The 24,142-nt window shown below is 68.3% G+C and carries 21 protein-coding genes; 6 read left to right on the top strand and 15 right to left on the bottom strand.

The window, feature by feature from the left end; all coding sequences use genetic code 11:
- Positions 1-5: 5 nt before the first annotated feature.
- From DFR74_RS14250 to DFR74_RS37130, 5 genes are all read right to left on the bottom strand, one after another.
- Entirely contained in the window at positions 6-1,124 is a 1,119-nt protein-coding gene (locus DFR74_RS14250) for an NAD(P)H-dependent flavin oxidoreductase (protein ID WP_067503052.1), read from the bottom strand.
- Between the two features lie 237 nt (positions 1,125-1,361).
- The gene (locus DFR74_RS14245) at positions 1,362-2,714 is read right to left on the bottom strand and encodes a WS/DGAT/MGAT family O-acyltransferase (RefSeq protein ID WP_067503056.1); all 1,353 of its coding nucleotides are present in this window, start codon (positions 2,712-2,714) and stop codon (positions 1,362-1,364) included.
- A gap of 156 nt (positions 2,715-2,870) precedes the next feature.
- Entirely contained in the window at positions 2,871-3,533 is a 663-nt protein-coding gene (locus tag DFR74_RS14240; RefSeq protein WP_067503059.1) for a class I SAM-dependent DNA methyltransferase, read from the bottom strand.
- Positions 3,534-3,704: 171 nt separating this feature from the next.
- Positions 3,705-5,399 (bottom strand): cutinase family protein, encoded by a 1,695-nt coding sequence (locus DFR74_RS14235; protein WP_067503062.1) that lies wholly within the window; start codon positions 5,397-5,399, stop codon positions 3,705-3,707.
- 135 nt (positions 5,400-5,534) lie between these two features.
- The gene (locus tag DFR74_RS37130; RefSeq protein ID WP_067503065.1) at positions 5,535-6,128 is read right to left on the bottom strand and encodes a hypothetical protein; all 594 of its coding nucleotides are present in this window, start codon (positions 6,126-6,128) and stop codon (positions 5,535-5,537) included.
- A 368-nt stretch (positions 6,129-6,496) separates the two neighbouring features.
- On the opposite strand from DFR74_RS37130, the gene DFR74_RS14225 reads away from it, so the two are divergent.
- Both DFR74_RS14225 and DFR74_RS14220 read left to right on the top strand, forming a co-directional pair.
- Positions 6,497-7,105 (top strand): TetR/AcrR family transcriptional regulator, encoded by a 609-nt coding sequence (locus tag DFR74_RS14225; protein ID WP_067503068.1) that lies wholly within the window; start codon positions 6,497-6,499, stop codon positions 7,103-7,105.
- Between the two features lie 92 nt (positions 7,106-7,197).
- Positions 7,198-8,562: a flavin monoamine oxidase family protein gene (locus DFR74_RS14220; RefSeq protein ID WP_067503071.1), complete on the top strand. Its 1,365-nt coding sequence runs from the start codon at positions 7,198-7,200 to the stop codon at positions 8,560-8,562.
- A gap of 16 nt (positions 8,563-8,578) precedes the next feature.
- On the opposite strand, the gene DFR74_RS14215 is transcribed toward DFR74_RS14220, so the two are convergent.
- Positions 8,579-9,103 (bottom strand): hypothetical protein, encoded by a 525-nt coding sequence (locus DFR74_RS14215; RefSeq protein ID WP_084537286.1) that lies wholly within the window; start codon positions 9,101-9,103, stop codon positions 8,579-8,581.
- Positions 9,104-9,406: 303 nt separating this feature from the next.
- Between DFR74_RS14215 and DFR74_RS14210 the strand changes: the two genes are divergently transcribed.
- Together DFR74_RS14210 and helR are read left to right on the top strand one after the other, a co-directional pair.
- On the top strand, positions 9,407-10,066 hold the full coding sequence (locus tag DFR74_RS14210) for a glycosyltransferase (protein WP_084537287.1): 660 nt from the start codon (positions 9,407-9,409) through the stop codon (positions 10,064-10,066).
- A gap of 20 nt (positions 10,067-10,086) precedes the next feature.
- A complete protein-coding gene (helR, locus tag DFR74_RS14205) occupies positions 10,087-12,237 on the top strand; it encodes an RNA polymerase recycling motor ATPase HelR (RefSeq protein WP_067503074.1) in 2,151 nt (716 codons plus the stop codon).
- A gap of 147 nt (positions 12,238-12,384) precedes the next feature.
- On the opposite strand, the gene DFR74_RS14200 is transcribed toward helR, so the two are convergent.
- The 6 genes from DFR74_RS14200 to rpsF form a co-directional block, all read right to left on the bottom strand.
- On the bottom strand, positions 12,385-12,708 hold the full coding sequence (locus tag DFR74_RS14200) for a helix-turn-helix domain-containing protein (protein WP_084537288.1): 324 nt from the start codon (positions 12,706-12,708) through the stop codon (positions 12,385-12,387).
- A 357-nt stretch (positions 12,709-13,065) separates the two neighbouring features.
- The gene (locus DFR74_RS14195) at positions 13,066-16,158 is read right to left on the bottom strand and encodes a replicative DNA helicase (RefSeq protein ID WP_067503076.1); all 3,093 of its coding nucleotides are present in this window, start codon (positions 16,156-16,158) and stop codon (positions 13,066-13,068) included.
- 686 nt (positions 16,159-16,844) lie between these two features.
- Positions 16,845-17,303, bottom strand: a complete 459-nt coding sequence (gene rplI, locus DFR74_RS14190) for a 50S ribosomal protein L9 (protein WP_067503078.1) — start codon at positions 17,301-17,303, stop codon at positions 16,845-16,847.
- A gap of 17 nt (positions 17,304-17,320) precedes the next feature.
- Entirely contained in the window at positions 17,321-17,572 is a 252-nt protein-coding gene (rpsR, locus tag DFR74_RS14185; RefSeq protein WP_067503081.1) for a 30S ribosomal protein S18, read from the bottom strand.
- 57 nt (positions 17,573-17,629) lie between these two features.
- Complete coding sequence (locus DFR74_RS14180; RefSeq protein ID WP_067503383.1) at positions 17,630-18,172, bottom strand: single-stranded DNA-binding protein; 543 nt, start codon at positions 18,170-18,172, stop codon at positions 17,630-17,632.
- Positions 18,173-18,259: 87 nt separating this feature from the next.
- Positions 18,260-18,547, bottom strand: coding sequence for a 30S ribosomal protein S6 (rpsF, locus tag DFR74_RS14175; RefSeq protein WP_067503084.1), 288 nt, complete (start codon positions 18,545-18,547; stop codon positions 18,260-18,262).
- A gap of 147 nt (positions 18,548-18,694) precedes the next feature.
- On the opposite strand from rpsF, the gene DFR74_RS14170 reads away from it, so the two are divergent.
- Complete coding sequence (locus DFR74_RS14170) at positions 18,695-20,065, top strand: glycosyltransferase family 87 protein (protein WP_084537289.1); 1,371 nt, start codon at positions 18,695-18,697, stop codon at positions 20,063-20,065.
- A gap of 156 nt (positions 20,066-20,221) precedes the next feature.
- On the opposite strand, the gene DFR74_RS14165 is transcribed toward DFR74_RS14170, so the two are convergent.
- From DFR74_RS14165 to DFR74_RS14155, 3 genes are all read right to left on the bottom strand, one after another.
- Positions 20,222-20,833 carry a TerD family protein gene (locus DFR74_RS14165; RefSeq protein WP_067503091.1) on the bottom strand — a complete coding sequence of 204 codons (612 nt, stop codon included), beginning with the start codon at positions 20,831-20,833 and terminating at the stop codon, positions 20,222-20,224.
- Positions 20,834-20,927: 94 nt separating this feature from the next.
- Positions 20,928-22,028 carry a DUF475 domain-containing protein gene (locus DFR74_RS14160; protein WP_067503095.1) on the bottom strand — a complete coding sequence of 367 codons (1,101 nt, stop codon included), beginning with the start codon at positions 22,026-22,028 and terminating at the stop codon, positions 20,928-20,930.
- Between the two features lie 169 nt (positions 22,029-22,197).
- Positions 22,198-22,773: a TerD family protein gene (locus tag DFR74_RS14155; RefSeq protein ID WP_067503098.1), complete on the bottom strand. Its 576-nt coding sequence runs from the start codon at positions 22,771-22,773 to the stop codon at positions 22,198-22,200.
- A 144-nt stretch (positions 22,774-22,917) separates the two neighbouring features.
- Between DFR74_RS14155 and DFR74_RS14150 the strand changes: the two genes are divergently transcribed.
- Positions 22,918-24,135, top strand: a complete 1,218-nt coding sequence (locus DFR74_RS14150; protein ID WP_232331616.1) for a coiled-coil domain-containing protein — start codon at positions 22,918-22,920, stop codon at positions 24,133-24,135.
- The last annotated feature ends 7 nt before the right edge of the window (positions 24,136-24,142 follow it).

Here is a 24,142-nt window from a genome sequence, read left to right as displayed (position 1 = left end):
GGCGCTCAGCTGTTGAGCTTGTTCAGCCGCTCGCAGGCGTCCACGTACTCCTGGACCAGCCGGGCCATCACATCGGCCGAGCGTTCGACCTTGTTCATCATCCCGACGATCTGGCCCACCGGGTTGAAGTTCACGTCCTTGGCGGCCTCGGGATAGCGGTGGCCGCGCTTGACGCCGTCGAGCGCGACCATCATCTGCAGCGGCATCGGCAGCGGATCGGGGTTGTCGGCCGACTCCCACGCCTCGGTCCAGTCGTTGCGCAGCATCCGGGCGGGCTTGCCGGTCCACGCGCGCGAGCGCACGGTGTCGTGACTGGTGGCGTCGATGTAGCTCTGCATCTGCGCGGGCGGCACATTGGCCTCCTCGACGGTCAGCCACAGCGAACCGGTCCACGCGCCCGCCGCGCCCATCGCCATGGCCGCCGCGACCTGGCGGCCGTCGCCGATGCCGCCCGCGGCCAGCACCGGCAGCTCGCCCACGGCGTCGATCACCTGCGGCCACAACACGATCGAGGAGACCTCGCCGCAGTGCCCGCCGCCCTCGGTGCCCTGGCACACCACGAAGTCCAGGCCCGCCGCCTTGTGCTTGAGCGCGTGCTTGACCGAACCGCACAGCGCGCCGATCAGCCGGCCCGAGCCCTGGATCTGGGCGATCACATCGTCGGGCGGGGTGCCCAGCGCGTTGGCCACCAGCTTGGCCTTGGGGTGGCGCAGGATCACCTCGATCTGCGGGGCGACCGTGGTGGCGGTCCAGCCGAGCAGCTGGTTGTGGTGTTCGCCCTCGGGCAGCGGCGGCACGCCGTGGTCGGCCAGGATCTTCTCCGCGAAATCGCGGTGGCCCTGCGGAACCAGTTCGGCCAGTTTGGCTTCCAGCTGTTCGGGGGTGAGGTCGTCGATGCCCTTGCCCTCGTACTTGGACGGGATCACCAGGTCGACGCCGTAGACGCCGTGCACGTGCTCGTCGAGCCAGGCCAGCTCCACCTCGAGCTGTTCGGCGGTGAAGCCCACCGCGCCGAGCACACCGAGCCCGCCGGCGTTGCTGACCGCAGCCGCCACATCGCGGCAGTGGGTGAAGGCGAAGATGGGGAATTCGATCCCCAGCCGGTCGCAGATTTCGGTACGCATCGGATGCTGTCTCCTGCCGGGCGGTGAGGGTTCGGCGCGGGCCGCTCTCGTTGTAGAACGGGTTGCATGGTGCTCGCGCAGGTCCCGGCGCGAGCTGTCGCCGCCGGAGCCGGCCGAATCGTCCCTTGACCACGATTCTCGCCCCATCGTGGCGCGGGGTGTCCCCGGTCGGCTCCGGCGGTCACCTCGACAGTAACACGTTCTAGTTTTCCGGCAATAGTGCGCGGGGGAGTCAGATCAGACGGCGGCTTCCAGCTCGGCCAGCGCGGTCTCGAGGTGATCGAGGATGCGGTGCAGATCGCTCACCGTGCGCCGGCAGCCCACCAGGCCGAAGTCGAGATTGCCGCCGTTGGTGGTGAGCGTGATGTTCACGGCCTGCCCGTCGAACGGGATGGACAGCGGGAAGTTCGCGTCCAGCCGCGCGCCGTTCCAGTACATCTGCTCGCGGGGGCCGGGCACGTTGGAGATCACCACGTTGAACGGCGGCGTGGTCCACGGGATGAGCGCGGGGATCAGATTCAGCGCGATCGGCGAGACCATCAACCCCGACAGCGCCATCGACTGCAACGGCGACAATCCGTCGTACACCTGCTTGCTGCTGCGCATCGACTCGCTCACCACCCGCAGCCGCGCCAGCGGGTCGGCCAGGTCGGTGCCCAGATTGCACAGCAGCGCACCGACTTTCACGCCGTCGGTCGCGGTGTCGTCGGGCGAGCGCAGCGACATCGGCACCATGGCGACCAGCGGCTTGTCGGGCAGCGCGTCGTGTTCGGCGAGGTAGGTGCGCAGCGCGCCCGCCGACATGGCCAGCACCACGTCGTTGACGGTGGTGCCGGTCGCCTTGCGCACCTGCTTGATGCGTTCCATCGGCCACGAGCGCACCGCCGTGCGCCGCGCGCCGCCGATCGGGACGTTGAGCATCGTGCGCGGGGCCGCGAACGGCAGCGTGGCCTGCTGCTCGACCAGTGCCGTGCGCGCGGCGCGCAGCAGTCCGGGCACGCCACCGGCTGCCTGCGCGAGAGTCTTTGCGGCGCCGAGCAATCCGCCGCCCGCCTCGCGTTCGCGGCGGCGCCCCGAGCGCGGCAGATTCCACGGGATGCGCGGTTCGGTCGCGTTCGGGTCCTCGGTGAGGGTGCGCTGCACCAGGCGCTGCGCCGAGACGCCGTCGATCAGGCCGTGGTGCATCTTGGAGTAGATCGCGAACCGGCCGTCGCGCAGGCCCTCGATCACGTGCACCTCCCACAGCGGCCGGTGCCGGTCGAGCAACGTGCCGTGCAAGCCCGAGATCAGGTCGACCAGCTGGTCCTGGGTGCCCGGCCCAGGCAGCGCGACCCGGCGCACGTGATAGTCGGTGTCGACGTCGTCCGCCAGGGTCCAGGCCAGCTGCGGCGAGCCGAGCGCGGTGGCCGGGCGCTTGCGGAACGTCGGATGTATCTCGTTGCAGGACAACAGCATCCGATGGGTCTGCGCCGCGAAATCGGGGCCCGCGTCCTCCGGCGGTTCGAACAGTTGCAGCGATCCCACATGCATCGGGTGTTCGCGGGATTCGGCCAGTAGGAAAATGGCATCGATCGGTGCGATGAGTTTCATGATGTGTCGCCCCCTGACGACGGAGTGAACTGGCGGGTACTGGACTGCCGACCTCGCTGTCGCCGCAACGGCCGCGCCGGGGTGATCCTGCGCGGCTGTACCAAACTTACCGGCTCCGGGTGCGACCCGTGGCCAATTCTGTGTGGTGCACCAAAACTACCCGCTAGGAGTTGTCCCCGGCGTGGATCCGGCCGACTCCGGAGGTTTTACGGCGAGCAGATAACCCTGATCGAAGCGGTCGTCCGGATCGGGCGCGCACACCATCCTGGTCTTGACGGTGAACCCCGCGTCCCGCGCCAGTTCGCCGAGCCGATCGGGTGACCAGCGGTAGGCGCGCGCCACCCGGTGGTCGAACTCCACCACCCCGTCGTCGGCGCCCTGGAATGCCAGCAGCAGGTAGCCGCCGGGCCGCAGGGCGCGGTGGAATCCGTCCAGGATGTCGGGAACCTGCGGCGGTGCCGTGTGAATGAGCGAATACCAGGCGACGATGCCGGCTAGCGTGCCCGGCGCCGCGGGCGGTTCCGCCAGCGAACCCACCTCGAAGCGCAACCCCGGGTACTCGCGCCGCGCCACCTCGATCATGCGCGCCGAGATGTCGGTGCCGCAGATGTCGAGCCCGCGCGCCGCGAGGTAGGCGGCGATCCTGCCGGGCCCGCACCCCAGCTCCACCACCGGCCCGCCGGGCACCAGCTCCGCGAACGCGTCGAGCATCGCCCGGTCGAATGTCTTGGCCGCCATGATGTCCCGGGCCATATCGGTGTACAACTCGGCCACTTCGTCGTAAGCGGCCCCGACTTCGTCCGCAGAGATGTTCCCCATGCGGGCAGCGTAGGCGTTGTCGGGGGTGGGGCTGGTCGGGCAACCACCGGTGAGTGGAAAGCCCAGCACGGTCCGCCGGATTGCCTGCCAGGGTGGGCAGCGCCGAACGGGCCGGCCCGGAAACGGCGAGACCGCCCGGCCGGAATCCCGGCGGGGCGGTCTCGGGTCGGCTCAGCGCTGAGCCGGTGCCGTGGTGGTGGTCGTCGACTCGGTCGTGGTCGGCGCCGCCGATTCCGACGTGGTGGTCGTCGTCGTGGTGGGCGGGGTGGTGGTGACCGGGTCCGCGATCTCGGACGGGGCCGAGGTCGTCGTCCGCGTCACCTCGGGAGTGGTCGTGGTGGTGGACGATTCGGACGGGGTCGCGGTGGTCGACTCCGGCGTGGTCGTCGTGGGCTCACCACTGGTCGTTGTTGTCGTGGTGGTGGTCGTCGGGGTCGCGCTCTGCGTGGTATCCGGAGCGGGCTGCTCCGAGGTGGCGGCCGCCGCCTCGAACACCGCGGCCACATCCGAGGAGTCGGGCTTGGTGCTCTTGTCGACCTCCTTGCCCGCCTGCGCCTGCTTGGCCAGGTGGGTCAGCCACGCCGCGGCGTACTCCGCCGAGGTCAGCGGCCTGCCGTTGTCGGGGTCGGCGTCGCGCCAGTAGTCGAAGTGGTGGCCCTCGTGGTCGGGGCCCAGCGTCTGCTTGTACGGGTCGCTCAGGATGACCGGGATGGTGTTCTGGTTGGTCACGATGAGCCCGATGATCTCGTTGAAGATCTTCTGCGGCAGGTACGCCAGCGGCGACATGTCATCGGCCGCGATGGCGTCGGCCGCGGGCTGTTCCTTCGGCTGCTCCCCCGGCTTGTACTCGGGATCGGAGACCCGCAGCAGCACCTCGAGGAAGGTCTCGTCGCTGGCCATCCAGTTGTCCTGGGCGGCGATGTCGGCGAACGCGGCCAGCGCGATGCGGCCCAGCGTGACGGCCACATCCTGGCCGGTCGCCGGGGTCAGCCCCTCGCGTTCGAGCGCGTCGACGTTGATCTGCCTGCCCACGTTCACGACCAGTTGCAGCAGCGAGATGTTCTCCGGCGCCGAGCAGGTGAGGTCGCCGTCGGAGCAGAACGAGGCGACCTTGCCGTTCAGCTTGCCGAAGTCGCCGCTGGTCCCCGGCAGCGCGCCCTGGCCGGGCACCGGGTTCGAGCCGTTCTGGTACGCCTGGTCGAACCCGTCGGGGTTGCGGTGCGGGTCCTCCGAACCGGGGAACGGCCCGTCGCCCGAGGAGCGGCCCGCGTCGGCGAGGATGACCACGCCCACCACGTTGTCCGGGTTCACCACCTCGTAGGTGCCGTCGGCGTCCGGTTCGCCGTTGCCGACCTCCATCGCGACGCGGCGCACCACGTCGGCGCCCTCGCTGTAGCCGACGATGGCGAACTTGGTGTCGGGGCAGGCCGCCGAGATCTCCCGCATCACCTGCCGGGTGTTCTCGACGCCCTTGTTCACGGCGTCCTCGTAGGTGGCCATGTTCGCCGGGTAGGCGATGTAGACCGCGGCGTAGGAGCCGGGGTCCACGTCGTCGGCGGGCGCGTTGACCACCGGGTCCACCCAGCGGCTGTTGTGGTCGCCCGCCATGGCGGCGGGCAGCGGGTTGCCGTTCGCGTCGACCAGCATCCGCGTGGTCCCCTCGACGGGGGTGTCGTTGCGGCCCGCCACCGAGATCGTCACCATGTCACGGCATTCCGTGACCGAGGTGGTGAGCTGCGTGTCCGCGGTGCGCGGAGCCGAACTGAGACCCCAGGAGGCGGCGACGATCGCCGCCACTCCGAGGACAGCGGGTGCGGCGACGGCGGTGGCTATCCGATGTCGCGCGAAGAACTCGCGAAGAGCCATGTCCTGATCCCCATTCCGATGACTGACAGATGGACGGACGGGCCCCCCGACGGGCCAAGTGTCATGGGGGAGGTCGGAAACCAGGCGGTGAGTGTTACGGATGGGGTGTTTGCGGGAGGTGTGCCAGGTGTGCGGTCACGAGACGTGTGCATCCTCGATGCAGAACCCGTTCGGTCCGTGATCGAGGGTGAAGGTCGCGACCTTCGTCAGCCCCGACGGTGTCTCGACCGGGCCCGACACCGTCGCGGCGGCCGGCGTGTGCCGCGCGACCTGCAACGATCCGACCTCGAACTCCGCCACCTCGGCGAGATCGGGCGGCTCGGCGTTGAAGCGCAGCAGCGGGTAGGCGCTTTCGGTGTCGGCGGGATTCACGGGCCGGTCCAGGTGGCGGCTGAGATAGCGGACCACGGTGTAGCGGGCCTTCTCGTCAGAGACGCCGTCCTCGTCGCGGTACACGTCGGGGCAGCCGCACTCCGAGTCGAGTTCGGCCGGGCGCAGGTGCACTGTCACCTCGTCGCCCCGCCACTGCGCGCCGAACTGGGTGAGCACGCCCGGCCGGGTGACCGCGTCGCGGATCGCGTCGGCGTCGCCGTACCGGCTCTCCACCTCGGCGGGCGGCTGCGTCCAGCACTTCACGGCGAGCGCCTTCACATCGCCGGCCAGCACGTCGTCCAGCCAGGGGCGCAGCACCGTCGCCGCCCGCGGGCTGCCCGGCGCCTCCCCGATCACGACCTCGGACTGCGCGGGTGTGGGTGGCGGACGCGCCCGACGTCGGCGTCGCCTCGCCGGTGGACCCGCCGCCGCAGCCCACCGCCAGAAGCAACAGAGCGCACGCTGAAACCACTGCGGGCCAAAGGGCTACACGCGTGAGCACTCGCGGAGCGGCCATGATTCGATCTCCCCTGTTCGGAATGTCGTGGCACCTGCGGCCGAGCGTAGTGAAACGTCCGCGCCGGAAAGCCCCTCGCCGCCACTTCTGTGGATACCCGGTGGCGCTGTGGATAACCGATTCCGCGGACCGGTCGGGCACAGTGGGTGTGATAAGCCTGGCTACGGCGACCGTGGCCGGGTCGGGCGCGCCGGAGATGGGAGATGCGATGCCGTACGTCGAGTCCGCGCTGCGAACCAAGCAGGCGGTGGCGGCCGCGCGCGCCGTGCTCATCCGGGAAGGCGTGGGCCGCACCACGATGCGCGCGGTGGCGACCGAGGCGGGCATCCCCCTCGGCACGCTCCAGTACGTCTTCCCCTCCAAACAGGGCCTGCTGCAAGCGGTGATCGAGGACGTGGTGGACGAGATCGCCGACGTCCTGCGGCGCACCGCCGACACCGAACACGGCCTGGCGAACGCGATCCGCCACGGACTGCGCACCTTCTGGAACGAACTGGTCGACGAGCAGAGCCAACTGCAGCTGTTGCAGGTCGAACTGGTCACCCATGCGCTGCGCACCCCGGGCTTGGAGTGGCTCGCGCGCCGGCAGTACGAGCGCTACACCGAGGTCGTGACGGAGTGGTCGCGGGAGGCCGCGCACCGGGCCGGTGAGACGTGCGCGGTGCCGTTCGACCGGCTCGCCCGCGTGGTCGTGGCCAATATCGACGGGCTGATCATGCAGCACGTGGTGAATCCGGATCCGGCGCGCTCGGCCGGGGATGTGGAGGCGATCGCCGACATGCTCGTCACCCTCGCGGGGGTCCGGCCGGCGAGCTGACCCGGTTGTTCTCCGCCTGCCCTTGTGGCGACGGTGTGGCGTGGCTTACTCTGAATTCAGTCATACGACCGAATTGGTTCGGAGGTACCGCCGTGGCGGACGTGGATGTGGTTGTCGTCGGAGCCGGGCTCGCCGGGTTGTCCGCCGCCCGTGAGCTGGTCGCGGCCGGGAAATCGGTGCGGGTGTTGGAGGCGCGCGACCGGGTGGCGGGCCGCAACCACGGCGGGTTCCTGAGCAACGGCGTGCCCGTCGAACTGGGCGGCCAATGGGTGGGCCCGACCCAGGACGTGGTGCTCGCGTTGATCGAGGAACTCGGCCTGGAGACCTTCCCCACCTACGACACGGGCGACTCGATCACGTTCCTCGACGGGCGCGCGATCCGCTACTCCGACGTGACGTTCGGCCTGCCGCCCGAAACGCTCGCCGAGGTGGGCGCGCTGTGGGAGAAGATCGAAACCCTCGCCGCCACGATCCCGCCCTCGGCGCCCTGGCAGGCCGAGAACGCGGCCGAACTCGACCGGCAGACCCTCGACGCCTGGTTGGCCGCCAACACCTCCGACACCGTGGCGCTGCGGTTCTTCCGGCATCTGGTCCCCGCCCTGTTCTCCGCGGAGAGCCCGGAGCTCTCGCTGCTGCACTTCCTCGGCTACGTGCGTTCGGGCACCAACTTCGCGACGCTGCTGTCCACCACCGGCGGCGCGCAGGAGCGCCGGGTGGTGGGCGGCGCGCACCGGATCTCGGAGCGGCTGGCCGAGGATCTGGGCGACCGGGTGCGCCTCGGCGAGGTGGTGCGCACGATCAAGCAGGACGCCGACGGCGTCACCGTGCTCTACGAGGACGCCGCCGCCGGCGCCGCGGGGTCGGTCACCGCCGACCGGGTGGTGGTCGCGATCCCGGCCACGCTCGCCGGACGCATCCGCTACCTGCCGCCGCTGCCCGCCTCCCGCGACGGTCTCACCCAGCAGATTCCCGCCGGGTCGGTGATCAAGGTACAGGTCGGCTATCCCACGCCGTTCTGGCGCGAGGACGGGCTGAACGGTTTCGTGCTCAGCGTGGACGACGCGTTCAACCTCGTGCTCGACAATTCCCCGCCCGATGGTTCCTGCGGCGTGCTCGTCGGATTCCTCGAAGGCGCGCACGCCAGGGCCGCCGCCGAATTGTCCGCCGATCAGCGCCGCGAACTCATCGTCACCACCCTGGTCAAATACTTCGGTCCCCGGGCCGCCGAACCCTTCGACATCCTCGAACAGGATTGGATGGCAGAAGAATTCACGCGCGGCTGCTACGGCGGCCGCCTCGGCGCCGGCGTGTGGACCCAATACGGAAAGGCGCTGTCCACCCCCGCCGGCCGCATCCACTGGGCCGGCGCGGAAACCGCCCAGGAATGGAGCGGCTACATGGACGGCGCGATCCGCTCCGGCCGCCGCGCCGCCACCGAAATCCTCGACGCTCGCTGAGGGGCGGTGGGTCGGCTCACCAGATGTCGACCCACACGGGGCGTTCGTAAACATCGAACGCCCCGTAATTCGCGCGTACCAGCAGCGGCACCCGGGCGCCCTCCGGAAACCGGTCGTGCAACGACTGCGCTCGCTTCTCGAAGAATCGCGGGAAAACGAACGTCTTCGCCAGTCGCTGATCCGCATCGGTCCGTGGATGACGCAGTGCCACTTCGAATTTCACCTCGTACCGGTATCCGGTGGCGCGCCGCAAGCGACGAATGCTCCTGCTCACCACCGACCCGTCGACCGCCGTGCCGGCACGACGCAGGAATTCTCGCCGGGCGATCCACGCGAGTTCGAGCACCAGTGGCCACAGGAGTATGCCCAACATCAGGCTCGCCGGGATCAACAATGGGGCCAGCATGCTCGACGGGTCCATTCGATCCATCAGCGCCAAGCCGGCCCTGAGCATCGACGTCACGAACACCGCCGCCCCGATCACGACGGCCGCCCTCCACGGCAGCGTCATGAAACCGATCAGCGTGGTCTTGTTCCCCACCCGAGGTCCTTCCCGGTCCGCGCCTCCGACGTGCCGAGGGTACCGGGAAATCAGCGTACCGATCTGTACGCACGGTGGACGTCGGCCCCGGTAGCCGAAATGCATTCCGGCCCAGTGGTTTTCGGTCCGAGCAGCAGAATCGTGCCATCGCGCACCGAGTGAATTCACGTCCCGAACGGGTGAATCGGAGAGGGTCTGCACTCCCTTCCACCTTCAACATATAGCGCACCCCGGGGCTTGCGGCAAGGCCCGGGTGATGCCGCACAATCGTCGTCCTGAGTTCCTGAACTGCGGAAATAGGGAGTGGCGATCGTGCGTGTTGTGTTGTCGACCTACGGGTCGCGCGGGGACGTGGAACCGATGGCCGCGCTCGCGGTGCGGTTGCGGGAGCGCGGTGTGCGGGTAGCAGTGTGCGCGCCGCCGGACTTCGCCGATCTGCTGACTCGGGTCGAGGTGCCGCCGGTGTTCGTGAGCTTCGGCAGCATCCCCATGCTCGCCGCGACGGACACCGCCCGGGTCGCCGTCGAGGCGATCCGCGGGCTGGGCCGCCGGGTGATCCTCTCGCGCGGGTGGGCCGGTCTGGAGTCGATCGATGACCGCGACGACTGCTTCGTGGTGGGCGAGGTCAACCAGCAGGCACTGTTCGAGCGGGTCGCCGCCGTCGTCCATCACGGTGGGGCGGGGACCACCACCGCCGCCGCCCGCGCGGGCGCTCCGCAGGTGCTCGTGCCGCAAGTCGTGGACCAGCCGTACTGGGCGGGCCGGGTGGTGGACTTGGGCATCGGTGCGGAACATGAGGGTTCGGAGCCAACGGTCGAGTCACTTTCGGCCGCCGTGGAAATCGCTCTGGCCTCGGAAGCCCGAGCTCGTGCTGTCGCGGGATCGATGCGTGCCGGCGGGGCGGCCGTGGCGGCCGACCTGCTGGTCGACGCGATCCGGCGGAATGACTTGGTGAACGCGTGAACCGCGATCGGATAGGACTCATGACGAGCGACGAATTACGTTCCGAACAAGACTATTTGGCTGGGCTGTACGGCAGGCTCGACGCGGAACGCGCGCGGGCGAAGGACAGGTATCGCGCGGCGTTGCGCGGTGACGGCGGCACGCTGGTGGATCGCGACGTCGAAGTGCGGGCTTCGGCGCGGGAGGTGCGGCGGCTGGACATCGCCGACAACGGGTTGTGCTTCGGCAGGCTGGACGCACTGTCGGGCGAACGTTCCTACATCGGGCGGATCGGAATCTTCGACGAGGACAACGAATTCGAACCGCTGCTGCTCGATTGGCGCGCCCCGGCCGCGCGGCCGTTCTACACAGCGACCGCCGCGCATCCGGAGAACATGCGCAGGCGGCGCCAATTCCACACGCGCGGGCGCAGATTGGTCGACTTCACCGACGAGGTGCTGGGGCGCCCCGGTGACGACGAGCACGGTGACGCGGCCCTGCTCGCCGCGGTGAACGCACCGCGCGGCGAGGAGATGCGCGATATCGTCGCCACCATCCAGGCCGAGCAGGACGAGATCATCCGGCTGGACCACGCCGGCGTCGTGGTGATCGAGGGTGGTCCCGGAACCGGCAAAACCGTTGTGGCGCTGCACCGCGTCGCCTACCTGCTCTACACGCAGCGGGAACGCTTGGAACGCAACGGCGTTCTCGTGGTGGGACCCAATCCCGCTTTCCTGAAACATATTTCGCGTGTACTGCCCTCGCTGGGCGAGACGAACGTCGTGTTCACAACCACCGGCGAGCTGGTGCCCGGACTGCGCGTCACCGCCGAGGACGCCCCGGAAGTCGCGCGTCTCAAGGGTTCCCTGCGAATCCTGGACGTGCTGGCGGCGGCGGTGGCCGACCTCCAGCGCCTGCCCGACCAGCCGGTGATCATCGACCTGAAGGACGTCACGGTGCGGATCGACGCCGCCACCGCGGAATGGGCCAGGGAGGAGGCGCGCGCCGGTGGCAGGCCGCACAACGAGGCGCGGGCGGTATTCACCGAGATCATCACCTACGTGCTCACCGAACGGGCGATCGGACGGATCGGCCGCGGGTGGCTCACCAGGGACGACAAGGAGGCCTGGGAGCAACTGCGCGAGGATCTGGTCGCCGAAGTCGCCGAGCACGACGAGTTCACCGCCGCGCTCGACCGGCTCTGGCCGGTGTCGACGCCGGAAACCCTGCTGTCCGAGCTGTTTTCCTCACGGGAACGGTTGCGCGCGGCCGGTGCCGACGAGGCGCTGTGGCGTGCGGAGGGTTCGGCCTGGACGGCGTCCGATGTGCCGCTGCTGGACGAGCTGGTCGATCTGCTCGGCCCCACCGGTCCCACCGAGGACGAGGCCGAGCGGACCCGCAAGGCCGAAGCCGAATACGCCGCGGGCGTGCTGGATCTCATGGTCAACCGCGAGGACATGATGGACGACGAGGACCATCTCTTCGCCCAGGACATGCTCTTCGGCGACGATCTGGCGGAGCGCTTCCTCGAACGCGACAGCCGCGACGTCGCGGAACGCGCTGCCGCCGACCGGGATTGGACCTACCGGCACGTGGTGGTCGACGAGGCGCAGGAGCTCTCCGCTATGGACTGGCGCGTGCTGATGCGCCGCTGCCCCAGCCATTCGTTCACCGTGGTCGGTGATCTCGCCCAGCGCCGTTCCGCCGCCGGCGCCATTGCGTGGGGCGACATGCTGGACCGCTATGTTCCCGGCCGCTGGCTCTATCGTTCCCTCGCCGTCAATTACCGCACGCCCGCCGAGATCATGGCCGTTGCCGCGGCGGTGCTCGCCGAATTCGCGCCGGATATCGTGCCACCCGATTCCGTGCGTGCCAGCGGCGTACAACCGTGGGCCCGCTTCGTCACGGAGGACGAAATTACCTCCGCTATAGAAGAATTCATCGTAGCCGAAGGCGCTCGTGAAGGGACGAGCATAATCATCGGGCCGCCCGATATTCCGGGCGCCACTCCTGCTTCTGAAACGAAAGGCCTCGAATACGATTCCGTTCTGCTCATCGATCCCGACCATCTGTTGGACTCCCCGCGCGGGTGGTCCGATCTCTATGTCGCGCTGACCCGCGCGACGCAACGCCTCGGGGTCCTCCACCGAAACCCGTTGCCCCAGTGCCTGTCAGGGCTCGGTTGTTCTTGACCGTGCAGGTGCGGGCTCTGGTGGTGCGCACGTCGCTCTCGTCGTCGATGCCCGAAGCCATCGGACCGCCGATGACTCCGGTCGACATGCGCGAGGACCCGGTCGGAATCACCGTGGGGCATCGCAGCGGAGGTTATATGCCCGGAATCAGCTCGCGTTCCGCCCGAACATCTCGTCCACAAGATCAGGTACGGTAGTGCCGAGCACCCGGCTCAAAACGATCAACGTCGACAATCTCGGATTCGCCGGCGCTTTCGTACTGCGCACACCCCAACCATTCTCCAGTAACTGATAATGCTGGCGACTGATCCCGGCGGCGTGCGCGACTTCCTCTTGGCTGAGTCCCTTGGCCTGACGAAGCGCGGCCAACCGCTGTCCCAAAACAACCGCGAGCTCTCTCGACGGCGGATTCGGACACCTGAACGAGGCTTCCGAGGGGCAACCCCCGCGTCGACCATCTATAGATGGCATTTCATTCCAGATCTATAACCCTGCCGGGTATAGATGGCTCTCTGACTGCGCGCAAACCCGTCTCCGACGAAGATCCGTATCCCATTGACGGTCCCCGGCCTACCGATGCCAAGATTGATGGGCACCGGCCGGATGAGGGGGCCTATCAGCATCGCCAGACGTGTCCAACGCGAGCCGATCCCGCGCTGGACCGGCACTTGTGCTGGCCCAGGGCGCAGATCCTTACGAACAGCCGCACCCCGATCGCACGACGCGACGAAGGTCCATGGTGTCGCCTCCGCCGCCCACAACGAAGCCAGCCTATTCGCGATCTGCTGCTACCGGACTTGTATGCCACACCCGCGGGCAGGTCATGTCTCAGCCCCGCGCCATGTCCACAAACCGGCTCAAATGCAGTTGGTGCGCCACGGTGATCGTCGCCGTCGGACCATTTCGGTGTTTACCGAGAATGAGGTCGGCTTCACCACCGCGCGGGTCGTCGCGTTCGAAGGCGTCGGGGCGGTGGAGCAGGATGACCATATCCGCATCTTGTTCCAGGGAATTATGAAGCGAAATTCCTTGCGCTACAAAGTTATTCGTTCCCGGCACGGTACCGTCGAAGACATCCTGTTCGCCGACAGGAGTTATCTCGACGATCTTGTCCCAGAAAACGTCGTTGGTGGCGAGCATTTCGATGTCGGCGTCGTCGAGGACGGTGGCGACTCGGGCCAGGCGGGAGCGGCTGGGTGAGTGCTTCCACATGGTGGAGCCGCAGAAGCGGGAGCCCATGGCGGCGGAGAACTCACGGTGGGTCATGCGCTTGGCGGTGAGCAGGTCGCGGACCTTGGTCCAGACCTCCTTCGGCACGGTGTCGACATTCGTGTTGCGTGCGATCGGATCCAGGTGCGCCAGTGCGTGTTCGGCGGACTTGCCGCGAGCGCCGTGGACGCCGATGTCGCGGAGGAAGACGGACTGGTTCTCCGCGCCGTCCACCGTCAGGTGCCAGCAGTCGCGGTAGCCGGATTTGCGGACGCGGCTGATACGGGCGTGTACGCCGAGCCGGAGCAGGAGCTGGGCCAAGTCGTCGGTGAGGCGCCGGCTGGTCGATGCGTAGTAGATGCGGGCTTGGTTGCCCTTCGCGTCCCAGCGCACCGACCCGTCGGTCGCCCACAGGTGACGGATGAACAACGCGACCTGATCGTTGGGCAGCGCGAAAACGCGTTGGGGAATGAACTTCTCGTAGCTGCGCAGGCCGAAGAGTCCCAAGTCGTCGAGCCAGGCGGCAATCGGGTTGCGCTTGCCGTGGGTCAGTCGATAGGGGGCGGGCAGGCGCAGGGTCGTGACGCGCGCGGCCGCGTACTCGTCGCGGATGGCGGTGACGCCGAAGTGCCGTGCGGCCGTCGAGACCGCCGCCAAGTTCTCCTCGTCGATGCTCGCGTAGCGGATCGGCTGGCGTTTCACGCACGAGCCGTCGCCGATCATGTGGGCGAGCAGGACGATCTCCTCGTCCGCCATGCGCTCGGTGTGCACCGGTTCCGGAACGTGGCGCGGGGTCGCGAGACGGTCGCCGACCGTGAGCTTCTCCAGCGGAATCCAGCCGTCGACGGTGAGGAAGGGGTGGTTGCCTGTCGCCTCCACCTCGCGCCCGGAGGCCAGCCGCAGCCGGAACACTTCTTTGCGGCCGCTGGGGAACACCTTCACCATCGGCCGAGCCACCATGCGCATGCGATCGTCGAGCGACCACACGAGCGGCTGTTCGCCACTGGCCAGCAGTTCGCCGAGGGTGATCTCAGCGCCGTTGTCCGCGCGCAGGATTCGCGTGGAGGCGGGCAGGCAGCCCGACTCGCGGAGGTCGGAGACCATGGGGCGTTTGTCGGTGCGTTGTTCGGGGCCGCGGTTGAGCTGGCTGATGGCGACCACGGGGACCTCTAGTTCCTTGGCGAGGAGTTTGAGGTTTCGGGAGAAGTCGGAGACTTCCTGCTGGCGCGATTCGACCTTTTTGCCGGAGGTCATCAGCTGGAGGTAGTCGACGACGACGAGTTTGAGGTCGTGGCGCTGTTTGAGGCGGCGGGCCTTGGCGCGGATCTCCATCATGGTGAGGTTGGGCGAATCGTCCACGAACAGCGGCGCTTCGCTGATCTCACTCATCCGCCGCGCCAGTTTGGTCCAGTCGTCATCGCTCATCCGCCCGGACCGCATATCCCCGAGCTTGATCTTCGCCTCCGCCGAGAGCAACCGCATCACGATCTCGGTCCGGCTCATCTCCAGCGAGAAGATGACACTCGCCAACCCGTGCTTGATCGAGCAACTCCGCATGAAATCCATCCCGAGGGTGGAGTTGTGCGTGGGCACCATCGACCGCCCGGCCAGATACAGGTGATCGGCGTTGTCCACCTCGACACACCGCACTGGCACGGACTCGACCTTCCGCACGTCGACGATGTGCCGAGTCGCGGACTTGGCGGTGGCCGGGACCACGTGGTTCAGATCGTCACCCGGTGTGCGCAGGGTGTGGACGATGTCGCCGGTGGTGCGCACCGCGCGCGTGCGATCGAGCACGGACGTCGTCAACCACTGATGCTCCTCGTCCGCGACGATCACCGTCCCGTCGGAGAACTCGACTTCGTAGCAGGGGCGGTCGATGAGGGTTTCGGTGGCGGCGAGGACTCGGGTGGGGTGGCCGGAGGCGTCGAGGAGTTCGTCGCCGACGCGGACCTCGCCCATGGTGGTCCAGCCCGTCGGGGTGGGGAGCGGGGTGTCGAGGGCGAGGGCCTTACCCACACCGGGTCGCGCGGCGACGATGATCATCTGGCCCGGGTGGAGGCCGTTGGTGATTTCGTCGAGTTCGGTGAAGCCGGTGGGGACGCCGAGGGAGATGCCGCCGCGGGAGGCGATGGAGTCGATCTCGTCCATGGTGGGCTGGAGGAGTTCTTCGAGGGGGAGGAAGTCCTCGGTGGTGCGGCGTTCGGTGACCTCGTAGACCTCGGCCTGGGCGCGGTCTACGACCTCGGCGATGTCCTGTCCGTCGGCGCCCGCGTAGCCGTACTGGACGATGCGGGTGCCCGCCTCCACGAGGCGGCGCAGGATGGCCTTCTCGGCCACGATCTCGGCGTAGTAGCCGGCGTTGGCGGCGGTGGGGACGGTCTGGGTGAGGGTGACCAGGTAGGGGGCGCCGCCGATGCGCTTGAGTTCGCCGCGGCGCTCGAGGCCCGCGGCGACGGTGACGGGGTCGGCGGGCTCGCCGCGCCCGTACAGGTCCAGGACGGTGTCGTAGATGGCCTGGTGCGCGGGACGGTAGAAATCGCCGGGGCGCAGCACCTCCACCACGTCGGCGATGGCGTCCTTGCTGAGCAGCATGCCGCCGAGCACGGACTGCTCGGCCGCCATGTCGTGCGGGGGCTGACGGCCGAAATCCTCACCGGGCGCTTCGGGCGGGTAGTCCGTGTGCCCGCGGTCATCGGTGGCTGTCACCAGACTCGACCGTCCTCTCTGCCCCGCGATCGGTTCGCACCGTATCGATGACTCGTTCTACTCCCGGACACCGACAGCTTCCGCCCGCGACCCGCCCGGGGAGCACGCCAGCAACCCTCGCGACAGCATCGTCGCGAGCAGGTCGTGTCCGGGCGCTGCGACGAAATTAGCGATCGCGAGGGCCCGTGCCAAACCGGGCTGTGTACACACCTGTGGATAACGTGGGGACTGTTTACCAAACCGTGTGCACCCCCTGTGGACAACTTGGGGAAAACCCAGGTCATGCCCAAGAAATCCGCAGATGGATGCAGGTTTTCGCATCTGTGGACGTGTGGATAGTTTCGGTCTCGGCGTGTCGGCCGAGTTGAACAGCCGGGCGTGTTGGGTAAACGGCGTGTATGTCGGCTATGAACTGAGTCACATTGCGATCGGTCGGTTTTCCGAGTGATCCACAGGGTGAATAACCGGAGGTGACGCGTCGTAGCCGAGCCTTGTACACCGTGTGCCGCAGCACTGGGCGCCACCACAGCTAACCTGCGGTTATCACGCGATAAAAGCGCGCGAACAGCGCCGAGAACCACCCCGCACAGAGCACGGGGTGGTCCTCGACGTCACGCGTGTATCGCCTGCGGGGCGAACCGCACCGAGCCGGCGCCACTCCCGGGGAGCGCGACCGGCCGGCGGACTCAGCTCGCGGTGGCGGCGACCTGCAGGTCGAACTTGGCGGTCACGTCGGGGTGCAGGTGCACCGCGATGACGTGCTTGCCGGTCGACTTGATGTGCGCCTTGGGCAGCTCGATGCTGCGCTTGTCCACCACGGGGCCGCCGGCGGCCTTGATGGCCGACGCGACATCCGCGGGGGTGACCGAACCGAACAGCTTGCCGCTGCCCGCGGTCTTCACGCTCAGCGACACCGACTCCAGGCGCTCGATGGCCTGCTTCAGCTCGTTGGCGTGGTCCAGGTCGCGCACGCGGCGGGCCTCCTGGGCCCGGCGGATGCCCTCGACCTGCTTCTCGGCGCCGCGGGTGGCCACGATCGCCAGGCCGCGGGGCAGCAGGTAGTTGCGGCCGTAGCCGTCCTTGACCTCGACGGTGTCGCCAGGGGCACCGAGGTTGTCCACGTCTGCGGTCAGAATCAACTTCATTTGCGTGCCTCCCTTTCTCAGCGAGCCGTCGACACGTAAGGCAGCAGCGCCACCTCACGCGAGTTCTTCACGGCAACGGCGACATCGCGCTGGTGCTGCACGCAGTTGCCGGTCACCCGGCGGGCGCGGATCTTGCCGCGGTCACTGACGTACTTGCGCAGCAGCGTGGTGTCTTTGTAATCGATCGAAACGTTGCCGGACTTGCTCTCCTTGCAGAACGAGCAAGCCTTCTTCTTCAGCACCTTTTCGCGCGCGGGCGCTTTAGGCATGGTCTTCTACTCCGAATTCTGTGTGGCCCGAGTCGATTCGGGCCGGTGAAAGCCGTATCAGAACGGCGGTTCGTCATCCGTGCGGCCGCCCCCGAAGGAGCCTGCCGCGGGCGCGCTGCCCCAGGGATCGTCGTCGGCGCCGCCGGAACGGCCGCCGCCACCACCGGCGGGCGCGGCGTTCGCGGCCGCGTAACCGCCGCCACCACCGCCGAATCCGCCACCACCGCCACCGCCGCGACCGGCCTTGTTGACCTTCGCGGTGGCGTAGCGCAGCGAGGGACCCACCTCGTCGACCTCGAGCTCGACGACCGTGCGCTTCTCACCCTCACGGGTTTCGTAGGAGCGCTGCTTGAGTCGTCCCTGCACGATGACGCGAGACCCGCGGGTCAGGCTCTCGGCGACGTTCTCCGCGGCTTCCCGCCAGATGTTGCAGCGCAGGAAAAGCGCTTCGCCGTCTTTCCATTCATTGGTATTACGGTCGAACACACGGGGTGTGGAAGCGACGGTGAAGTTCGCCACCGCCTGCCCCGCGGGCGTGAATCGCAGTTCGGGATCGGCCGTCAGGTTTCCGATGACGGTGATGACCGTGTCGCCTGCCATGTGGTTCCTCCTGGTGTGCAGTTCGCCGGGCACTCGCTGCTCGTTGCGCTAGAGCCTAGAGACAGGCTCCGACGAGTGCGGCGGGAACTACTTGTCGTGGCGCAGAACCTTGGTGCGCAGCACCGACTCGTTGAGGCCGAGCTGGCGATCGAGCTCGTTCACCGTGGCGGGGGTCGCGGTCAGATCAACCACCGCGTAGATGCCCTCGGCCTGCTTGCGGATCTCGTAGGCGAGACGGCGGCGGCCCCAGATGTCGACCTTGTCGATCTTGCCGCCCTCGGTGCGGACAACGCTCAAAAGGTTATCCAGGGACGGACCAACGGTGCGCTCGTCCAGGCTCGGATCGAGGATGACCATCACTTCGTAATGACGCACGGACCAATCACCTCCTGTGGACTCAGAAACGGCCACGGACGGTCCGTGGCAGGAGGGTCGTTGCGTCAGCAACTCGACAAGGCTACATGAGGGCCGGTCCCGCGCCGAAATCACCTCCGCGGCCCGCGGCGTCCTAGTGTTGTCGGCATGTCGACAGGTGCCGCCCCGCCCGGTGGGCGGATGGCTCATCGCACGGTGTTCGCCGTGCTGGTGACGCTGGTGTGCGCCTCGTTCCTGGCGTTCGGGTACGCGAACAAGGCGCGCTGCGCGGGCGCGCCGTTCCATCCCGACGGCCGCAGCGTGGTGTTCGACTACGACAAGGACGCCGAGGTCTGCTACTCCGACATCCAGTTCCTGTGGCTGGGCCGCGATATCGACCGCCACGTGTTCCCGTACGTGAACGGCGGCATCACCGACGACGGGATGCTGGTGGGCGGCGCGGTGGAGTACCCGGTGCTGAGCGGGGTGCTGATGTGGGCGGGCGCGCTCGGCGCGGACAACGACGCCGACTTCCTGCGCCTGTCCGCGCTGCTGCTGGCGCCTTTCGGCCTGCTGGTGGCGTGGATGCTGGCGCGGTTGTCGGGGTGGGCGGCGCTGCTGTGGGCGGCGGGGCCGCCGCTGCTGCTCTACGCCTTCCACAACTGGGAACTGCCGGTGGTGTTCACGGCGGTGGCGGCGGTGTACGTGATGGCGGTGCCGGCGCGCTTGTCGCTGCGCTCGCGGGCGATGGTGGCGGCGGTCCTGCTCGGGCTCGGATTCTGCTTGAAGCTGTATCCCGGCATCTTCGTGCTGCCGCTGATGGCGTACGTGTTGACCGGGGGTGCGCGCGAGACGCGCGGGGAATCCGAATACGACGTGCGGGGCGCGCTGCTGACGGGCGCGGCGGCCGCGGGCACGGTGCTGGCGGTGAACCTGCCGTTCGCGCTGGCCGGCTACGAGGGGTGGCGCGCGTCGATCACCTTCCAGCAGTTGCGCCAGGCCGACATCACCACCAACTCGATCTGGTACTGGGGGCACCAGCTGCTGTTCGGGCCGGAGTCCGAGGCGAGTGCCACCTGGCACGACGGCGTGGCGATCGCCTCGCCGCTGCTGATCCTGGCGGCGTTCGCGCTGGCGATGTGGTTGGGCTGGAAGCGTTTCCGCACCGGCGGTGTGTTCCCGTGGGTGGGTGTGAGCGGAGCGATGCTGTGTGGATTCCTGGTGTTCCACAAGGTGCATTCGCCGCAGTACACGCTGTGGCTGATCCCGTTCCTGGTGCTGCTCGAGGTGCCGTGGTCGGTGATCGGCGCGTACCTGGTGGCCGACGCCGCGATCGGCATCGGCGTGTTCCGGTACTTCTACGCGCTCGGTTCCGGTGAGCCGTTCGGGCTGCTGGAGGGCGTGGTGCAGTTCGGCGTGTGGGGGCGCGCGGTGCTGCTGATCGTGCTGTTCTTCGTCTTCCTGCGGGCCGCGCCGCGCGAGCCGGTGATGTTCGTCCCGGATCGACCGCGCGCCGACCTGGTCCCCGCCCCCACCTGACCGAGCGACCCCGCGACTCCTGACCCCGCGCCCCCCACGACTGCCTGGCCGAGCGACCCGGAATTCACGCGGACCGGCCGACCTCGAAGTCGCACCGGAGAATTCGCGCACCGGGGTCGTCACCGAATCGCCCGACCGGCTCGCGGCCGCGCGCCGCTACTTACTGGCGCTGTGCCATTCCATCCCCCACCCGTACGCCTGGTCGATGAAGCGCTGGGATCCGTTGATGTACTGCACTTCTCGCTGCACGGTGATGCCGTTGCCGTGGTTCTGCAACAGCGCGATGGCGCAGGAGCGCGCGCCGTCGACGGGGGAGTCCAGGCGCACTTCCACCTGCGGGCCGCTGGTGGGGTACAGGGTGACCACGCCGTCGGCGGCGGCCCAGTTCGGCACGCCCTCGTAGATGAATGCGAAGATCAGCACGCGCCGGAAGCGTTCGGGGCGTGACAGGTCGATGTGCATGTTCTCGCCGCCGCTGGCGTCGCCGCTGCGGTCGTCGCCGTCGAGCTGGATGTACGGTTCGCCGGCGAGCGAGCCGAAGTTGCCGCCCGTGGCCTGGACGACGCCCTTCGCGCCGTTGGCCAGTTCGTAGAGGCAGCCGAGGTCCAGGTCCACCGACTTGCCGCGGCGGAAGAAGCCGCGCGGGCGCGACCAGTTCAGGTTCACCCGCATGACGCCTTGGTGCTCACCGGGTTTGGTGAGGTTGATGCTGGGCGTGGCCTTGGACAGGGTGACCTTGGACAGGTTCACGCCGGGCTGCTGGGTCATGGGTTCCCCCTGGTCGGAAACGGAAAGCGGCAGCGGCGTCCTCCCGTGGGGAGGGGCCGCTGCCGCGTCGAATTCGTCGGCTGGCCGCCGGGAATCAGCCTACCGGCGTGACTTCCTTCGCGCTCTCGAGTTCTTCCGGCTCCCCGCGCTCGCGCTTGTTGCGCAGGATGCTGGAGATGAACGCCGCGCCGATGAACGCGACGCCGACCAGGCCGGTGATGATCTCGTTGACGTGCACGCCGATCGAGACGAGCAGGATGGCGGCCAAGGCGCCGATGGCCCAGTGCGCGCCGTGCTCGAGGTAGACGTACTCGTTGAGGGTGCCCTTGCGCACCAGGTACACCGTGATGGACCGGACGAACATGGCGCCGATCAGGCCCAGGCCCAGCGCGATGATGATCGGGTCGGCGGTGATGGCGAACGCGCCGATGACGCCGTCGAAGGAGAACGACGCGTCGAGCACTTCCAGGTAGAGGAACAGGAAGAAGCCCGCCTTACCCGTGGCTTTGACCGCATCGGAGGGCCCCGTGTGGTCCTCGGGGTGGAACATCGAGCCGAGGCCGTCCACCGCGATGTAGGTGATCATGCCGAGCAGGCCCGCCAACAGCACCGTGGCGCGTTTGTCGTCGGCGGCGAGGAGCTCCGCGGTGAGGATCAGGCCGGTGCTGGCGACGACGACCGAGAGCATGTCCAGCTTGCCCGCGGCGGCCAGCGGCCGCTCGATGAAGCTGAGCCAGGTGATCTCGCGGTCCTCGAAGATGAAGTTCAGGAACAGCAGCGCCAGGAACATGCCGCCGAACGCCGCGATCTGCGGGTGCGCGTCGGTGATCAGCGTCTCGTAGCTCGGGCTGCCGTCGGGGAAGTAGGCGGCATCGCCCGCGGGCGGGTTGAGCGCCAGGTCGAACGCGCGCACCGGGTCCAGACCCGCGGTGATCCACACGATCGCCAGCGGGAACACCAGGCGCATGCCGAACACGGCGATCAGGATGCCGATGGTGAGGAAGATGCGCTGCCAGAACTCGCTCATCCGCCGCAGCACGGTGGCGTTGATCACGGCGTTGTCGAAGCTCAGCGAGACTTCGAGGATGCCGAGGATGGCGCAGAGGAACAGGGCGGTCGGACCGCCGTAGAGGAAGGCTATGACCAGCGACACCACCGTGACGACGCCGGAGAGGCCGAATATTCGCAGGACCACGCGGGGACCTTTCGGTGAATAGGGGAGCAGAGTGAATCGGCGCTATCGATACCAGCGTGGCCGCAGATTCGCCGGTTGTCCAACGCGGCACCGGACGCAGCGCTTGCCCCCGGTCGCACGGCGAGGGGGCCCGCGCGCTGCGAGCCCCCTCATTTCACGTGAGAAGTCGTCAGACGTTCACACCGTAGTCGCGGGCGATGCCCGACAGACCGGAGGCGTAACCCTGACCGATGGCGCGGAATTTCCACTCGGCGCCGTTGCGGTACAGCTCGCCGAAGACCATGGCGGTTTCGGTGGAGGCGTCCTCGCTCAGGTCGTAGCGGGCCAGCTCCTCGCCGTTGGCACGGTTCACCACGCGGATGTAGGCGTTGCGCACCTGGCCGAACGACTGCTGACGCGACTCGGCGTCGTAGATCGAGACCGGGAAGAAGATGCTCTCGATGGTGGGCGGGGTGCCGGCCAGATCGACATTGATGACCTCGTCGTCGCCCTCGCCCTCACCCGTGCGGTTGTCGCCCGTGTGCTCGATGGCGCCCTCGGGCGAACGGAGGTTGTTGAAGAACACGAAATGCTGGTCGCTGACGACCTTCTTGTCGGCGCCGGTCGCGATGGCGCTGGCGTCGAGGTCGAAGTCGGTACCGGTGGTGGTCCGGATGTCCCACCCCAGGCCGACGGAGACAGCAGTCAGGTTCGGAGCCGCCTTCGACAGCGAGACGTTGCCGCCCTTGGACAGACTGACACCCATACGGGAATCCCTTCCATTAGTTCGTCTGTGGTCCCAGCATGTCCGAATCGCCGGGTACGCCCTACGACAGTAGTAGGTTTCGGCGAACTTGCGTAGGAACCGGGGTACGCCCCGGTGAGCAGCGAGATCTCCTACCATCGGGGCGTGGCAGGGCGTAGGCGCGGCTGGTTCCGCTTTTCGGGGGACGACGAGTGGATCGAGGGGGCCCGGGCCCGGCTCGCCGAGGCGTTCCTGGACATGGATCGGCGGCAGTCGGCCGCCGACGCGGCGGTGCACGCCGCCGAGCAGGTGTTCGCCGATCCCCGGTACGCGGCGGCCTGGGAGCCGGTGCGGGCGCGCTGCTACGCGGCGGCGGGCGCCTACCTGAGCCTCACCGAGGAGTTGGAGACCGCGCAGCGCGAGGGCACCGCCCTGCCGCGGGGGCAGGCCCGCGCCGACGCCGTGACCAGGCAATTGTTCGACGCGGCCCGCGCCGTGGACGAGTTCTATCAGGCCGACCGGAGCCAGCTCGAGCACGCGGTGTCGGTGCTGCGCACGGTGCCGCAGCTGGCGCAGCGGGTGCTGGCCGCGGCGGCCGAGGAACGCGGGCGTGTCGTGGGCTCCGAATACGCCGGGTATCCCTCGGTGCGCCGCGCCGCGGCGGCGGTCGATGAGGCGATGCTCACACTGGAATCGGCGGGCCCGGATACGCCCGCGGGCGCGGTGCGCGAGGCCGCGAACCGGCTCGAAACGGTGACACGGGAACTCTCGGATGCCTTGGCGCAGGCCCCATCTCGGCGTGCGGCGGCCCAGACGGCGATCGCGTCGGTGCGGACCAGGGTGGACGCCGTGCGGCACCGGGCCGAGCGGGTGAGCGAGGCGTACTCGGCGCTGCTGCGGGAGTTCAATGCTGCGAGTTCGGCGGATCTGGCCAACAATGAGCGGGACAGTCAGCGAGCCATCGATGCGGCAGCCGACGCCTTGGCACGGGCGCGGGCGGCATCGGGCGAGAACAACCCGGAGCTAGCCCTTGAATTGACCTCCACGGCGCGGGGGAACCTCGCCGAGGCCGAACAGCGGATCGAGGCCGTCACCGGACGGCTCGCGTTGCTGCGTTCGGTCCGCGCGGATCCGCAAGAGAAGGCGAAAGCCGTACGATTCCGGCTGCGAGACGCGCAGATGCTCGCGGTCAGCCGGGGGCTCGTCGCCGAATGGGGCTCGGTGCTGGACGCACAGGCCGAGCGCATCGAGCGCATCACCGAGACACTGTCGGGGCGCCATCCCGACTACTGGGCCTATGTGACGGAACTGGATGCCGTCACCGAATTCATAGCCGGGGTGGTGGATCGCATGAGAAAGCACGCAGGACCACGACGAGAATGAGGACGGG

The organism is Nocardia puris (assembly GCF_003315035.1).
Taxonomy (GTDB): domain Bacteria; phylum Actinomycetota; class Actinomycetes; order Mycobacteriales; family Mycobacteriaceae; genus Nocardia; species Nocardia puris.
Note: the sequence above shows the minus strand (reverse complement) of the source record. Positions and strands in the feature narration are given on the sequence as shown.

What these genes read in the sequence shown, in the direction of transcription:
- DFR74_RS14250 (WP_067503052.1), bottom strand. Translation starts at nt 1,124, where the DNA reads ATGCGTACCGAAATCTGCGACCGGCTGGGGATCGAATTCCCCATCTTC.
- DFR74_RS14245 (WP_067503056.1), bottom strand. Translation starts at nt 2,714, where the DNA reads ATGAAACTCATCGCACCGATCGATGCCATTTTCCTACTGGCCGAATCC.
- DFR74_RS14240 (WP_067503059.1), bottom strand. Translation starts at nt 3,533, where the DNA reads ATGGGGAACATCTCTGCGGACGAAGTCGGGGCCGCTTACGACGAAGTG.
- DFR74_RS14235 (WP_067503062.1), bottom strand. Translation starts at nt 5,399, where the DNA reads ATGGCTCTTCGCGAGTTCTTCGCGCGACATCGGATAGCCACCGCCGTC.
- DFR74_RS14225 (WP_067503068.1), top strand. Translation starts at nt 6,497, where the DNA reads ATGCCGTACGTCGAGTCCGCGCTGCGAACCAAGCAGGCGGTGGCGGCC.
- helR (WP_067503074.1), top strand. Translation starts at nt 10,087, where the DNA reads ATGACGAGCGACGAATTACGTTCCGAACAAGACTATTTGGCTGGGCTG.
- DFR74_RS14200 (WP_084537288.1), bottom strand. Translation starts at nt 12,708, where the DNA reads ATGCCATCTATAGATGGTCGACGCGGGGGTTGCCCCTCGGAAGCCTCG.
- rplI (WP_067503078.1), bottom strand. Translation starts at nt 17,303, where the DNA reads ATGAAGTTGATTCTGACCGCAGACGTGGACAACCTCGGTGCCCCTGGC.
- rpsR (WP_067503081.1), bottom strand. Translation starts at nt 17,572, where the DNA reads ATGCCTAAAGCGCCCGCGCGCGAAAAGGTGCTGAAGAAGAAGGCTTGC.
- DFR74_RS14180 (WP_067503383.1), bottom strand. Translation starts at nt 18,172, where the DNA reads ATGGCAGGCGACACGGTCATCACCGTCATCGGAAACCTGACGGCCGAT.
- DFR74_RS14170 (WP_084537289.1), top strand. Translation starts at nt 18,695, where the DNA reads ATGTCGACAGGTGCCGCCCCGCCCGGTGGGCGGATGGCTCATCGCACG.
- DFR74_RS14165 (WP_067503091.1), bottom strand. Translation starts at nt 20,833, where the DNA reads ATGACCCAGCAGCCCGGCGTGAACCTGTCCAAGGTCACCCTGTCCAAG.
- DFR74_RS14155 (WP_067503098.1), bottom strand. Translation starts at nt 22,773, where the DNA reads ATGGGTGTCAGTCTGTCCAAGGGCGGCAACGTCTCGCTGTCGAAGGCG.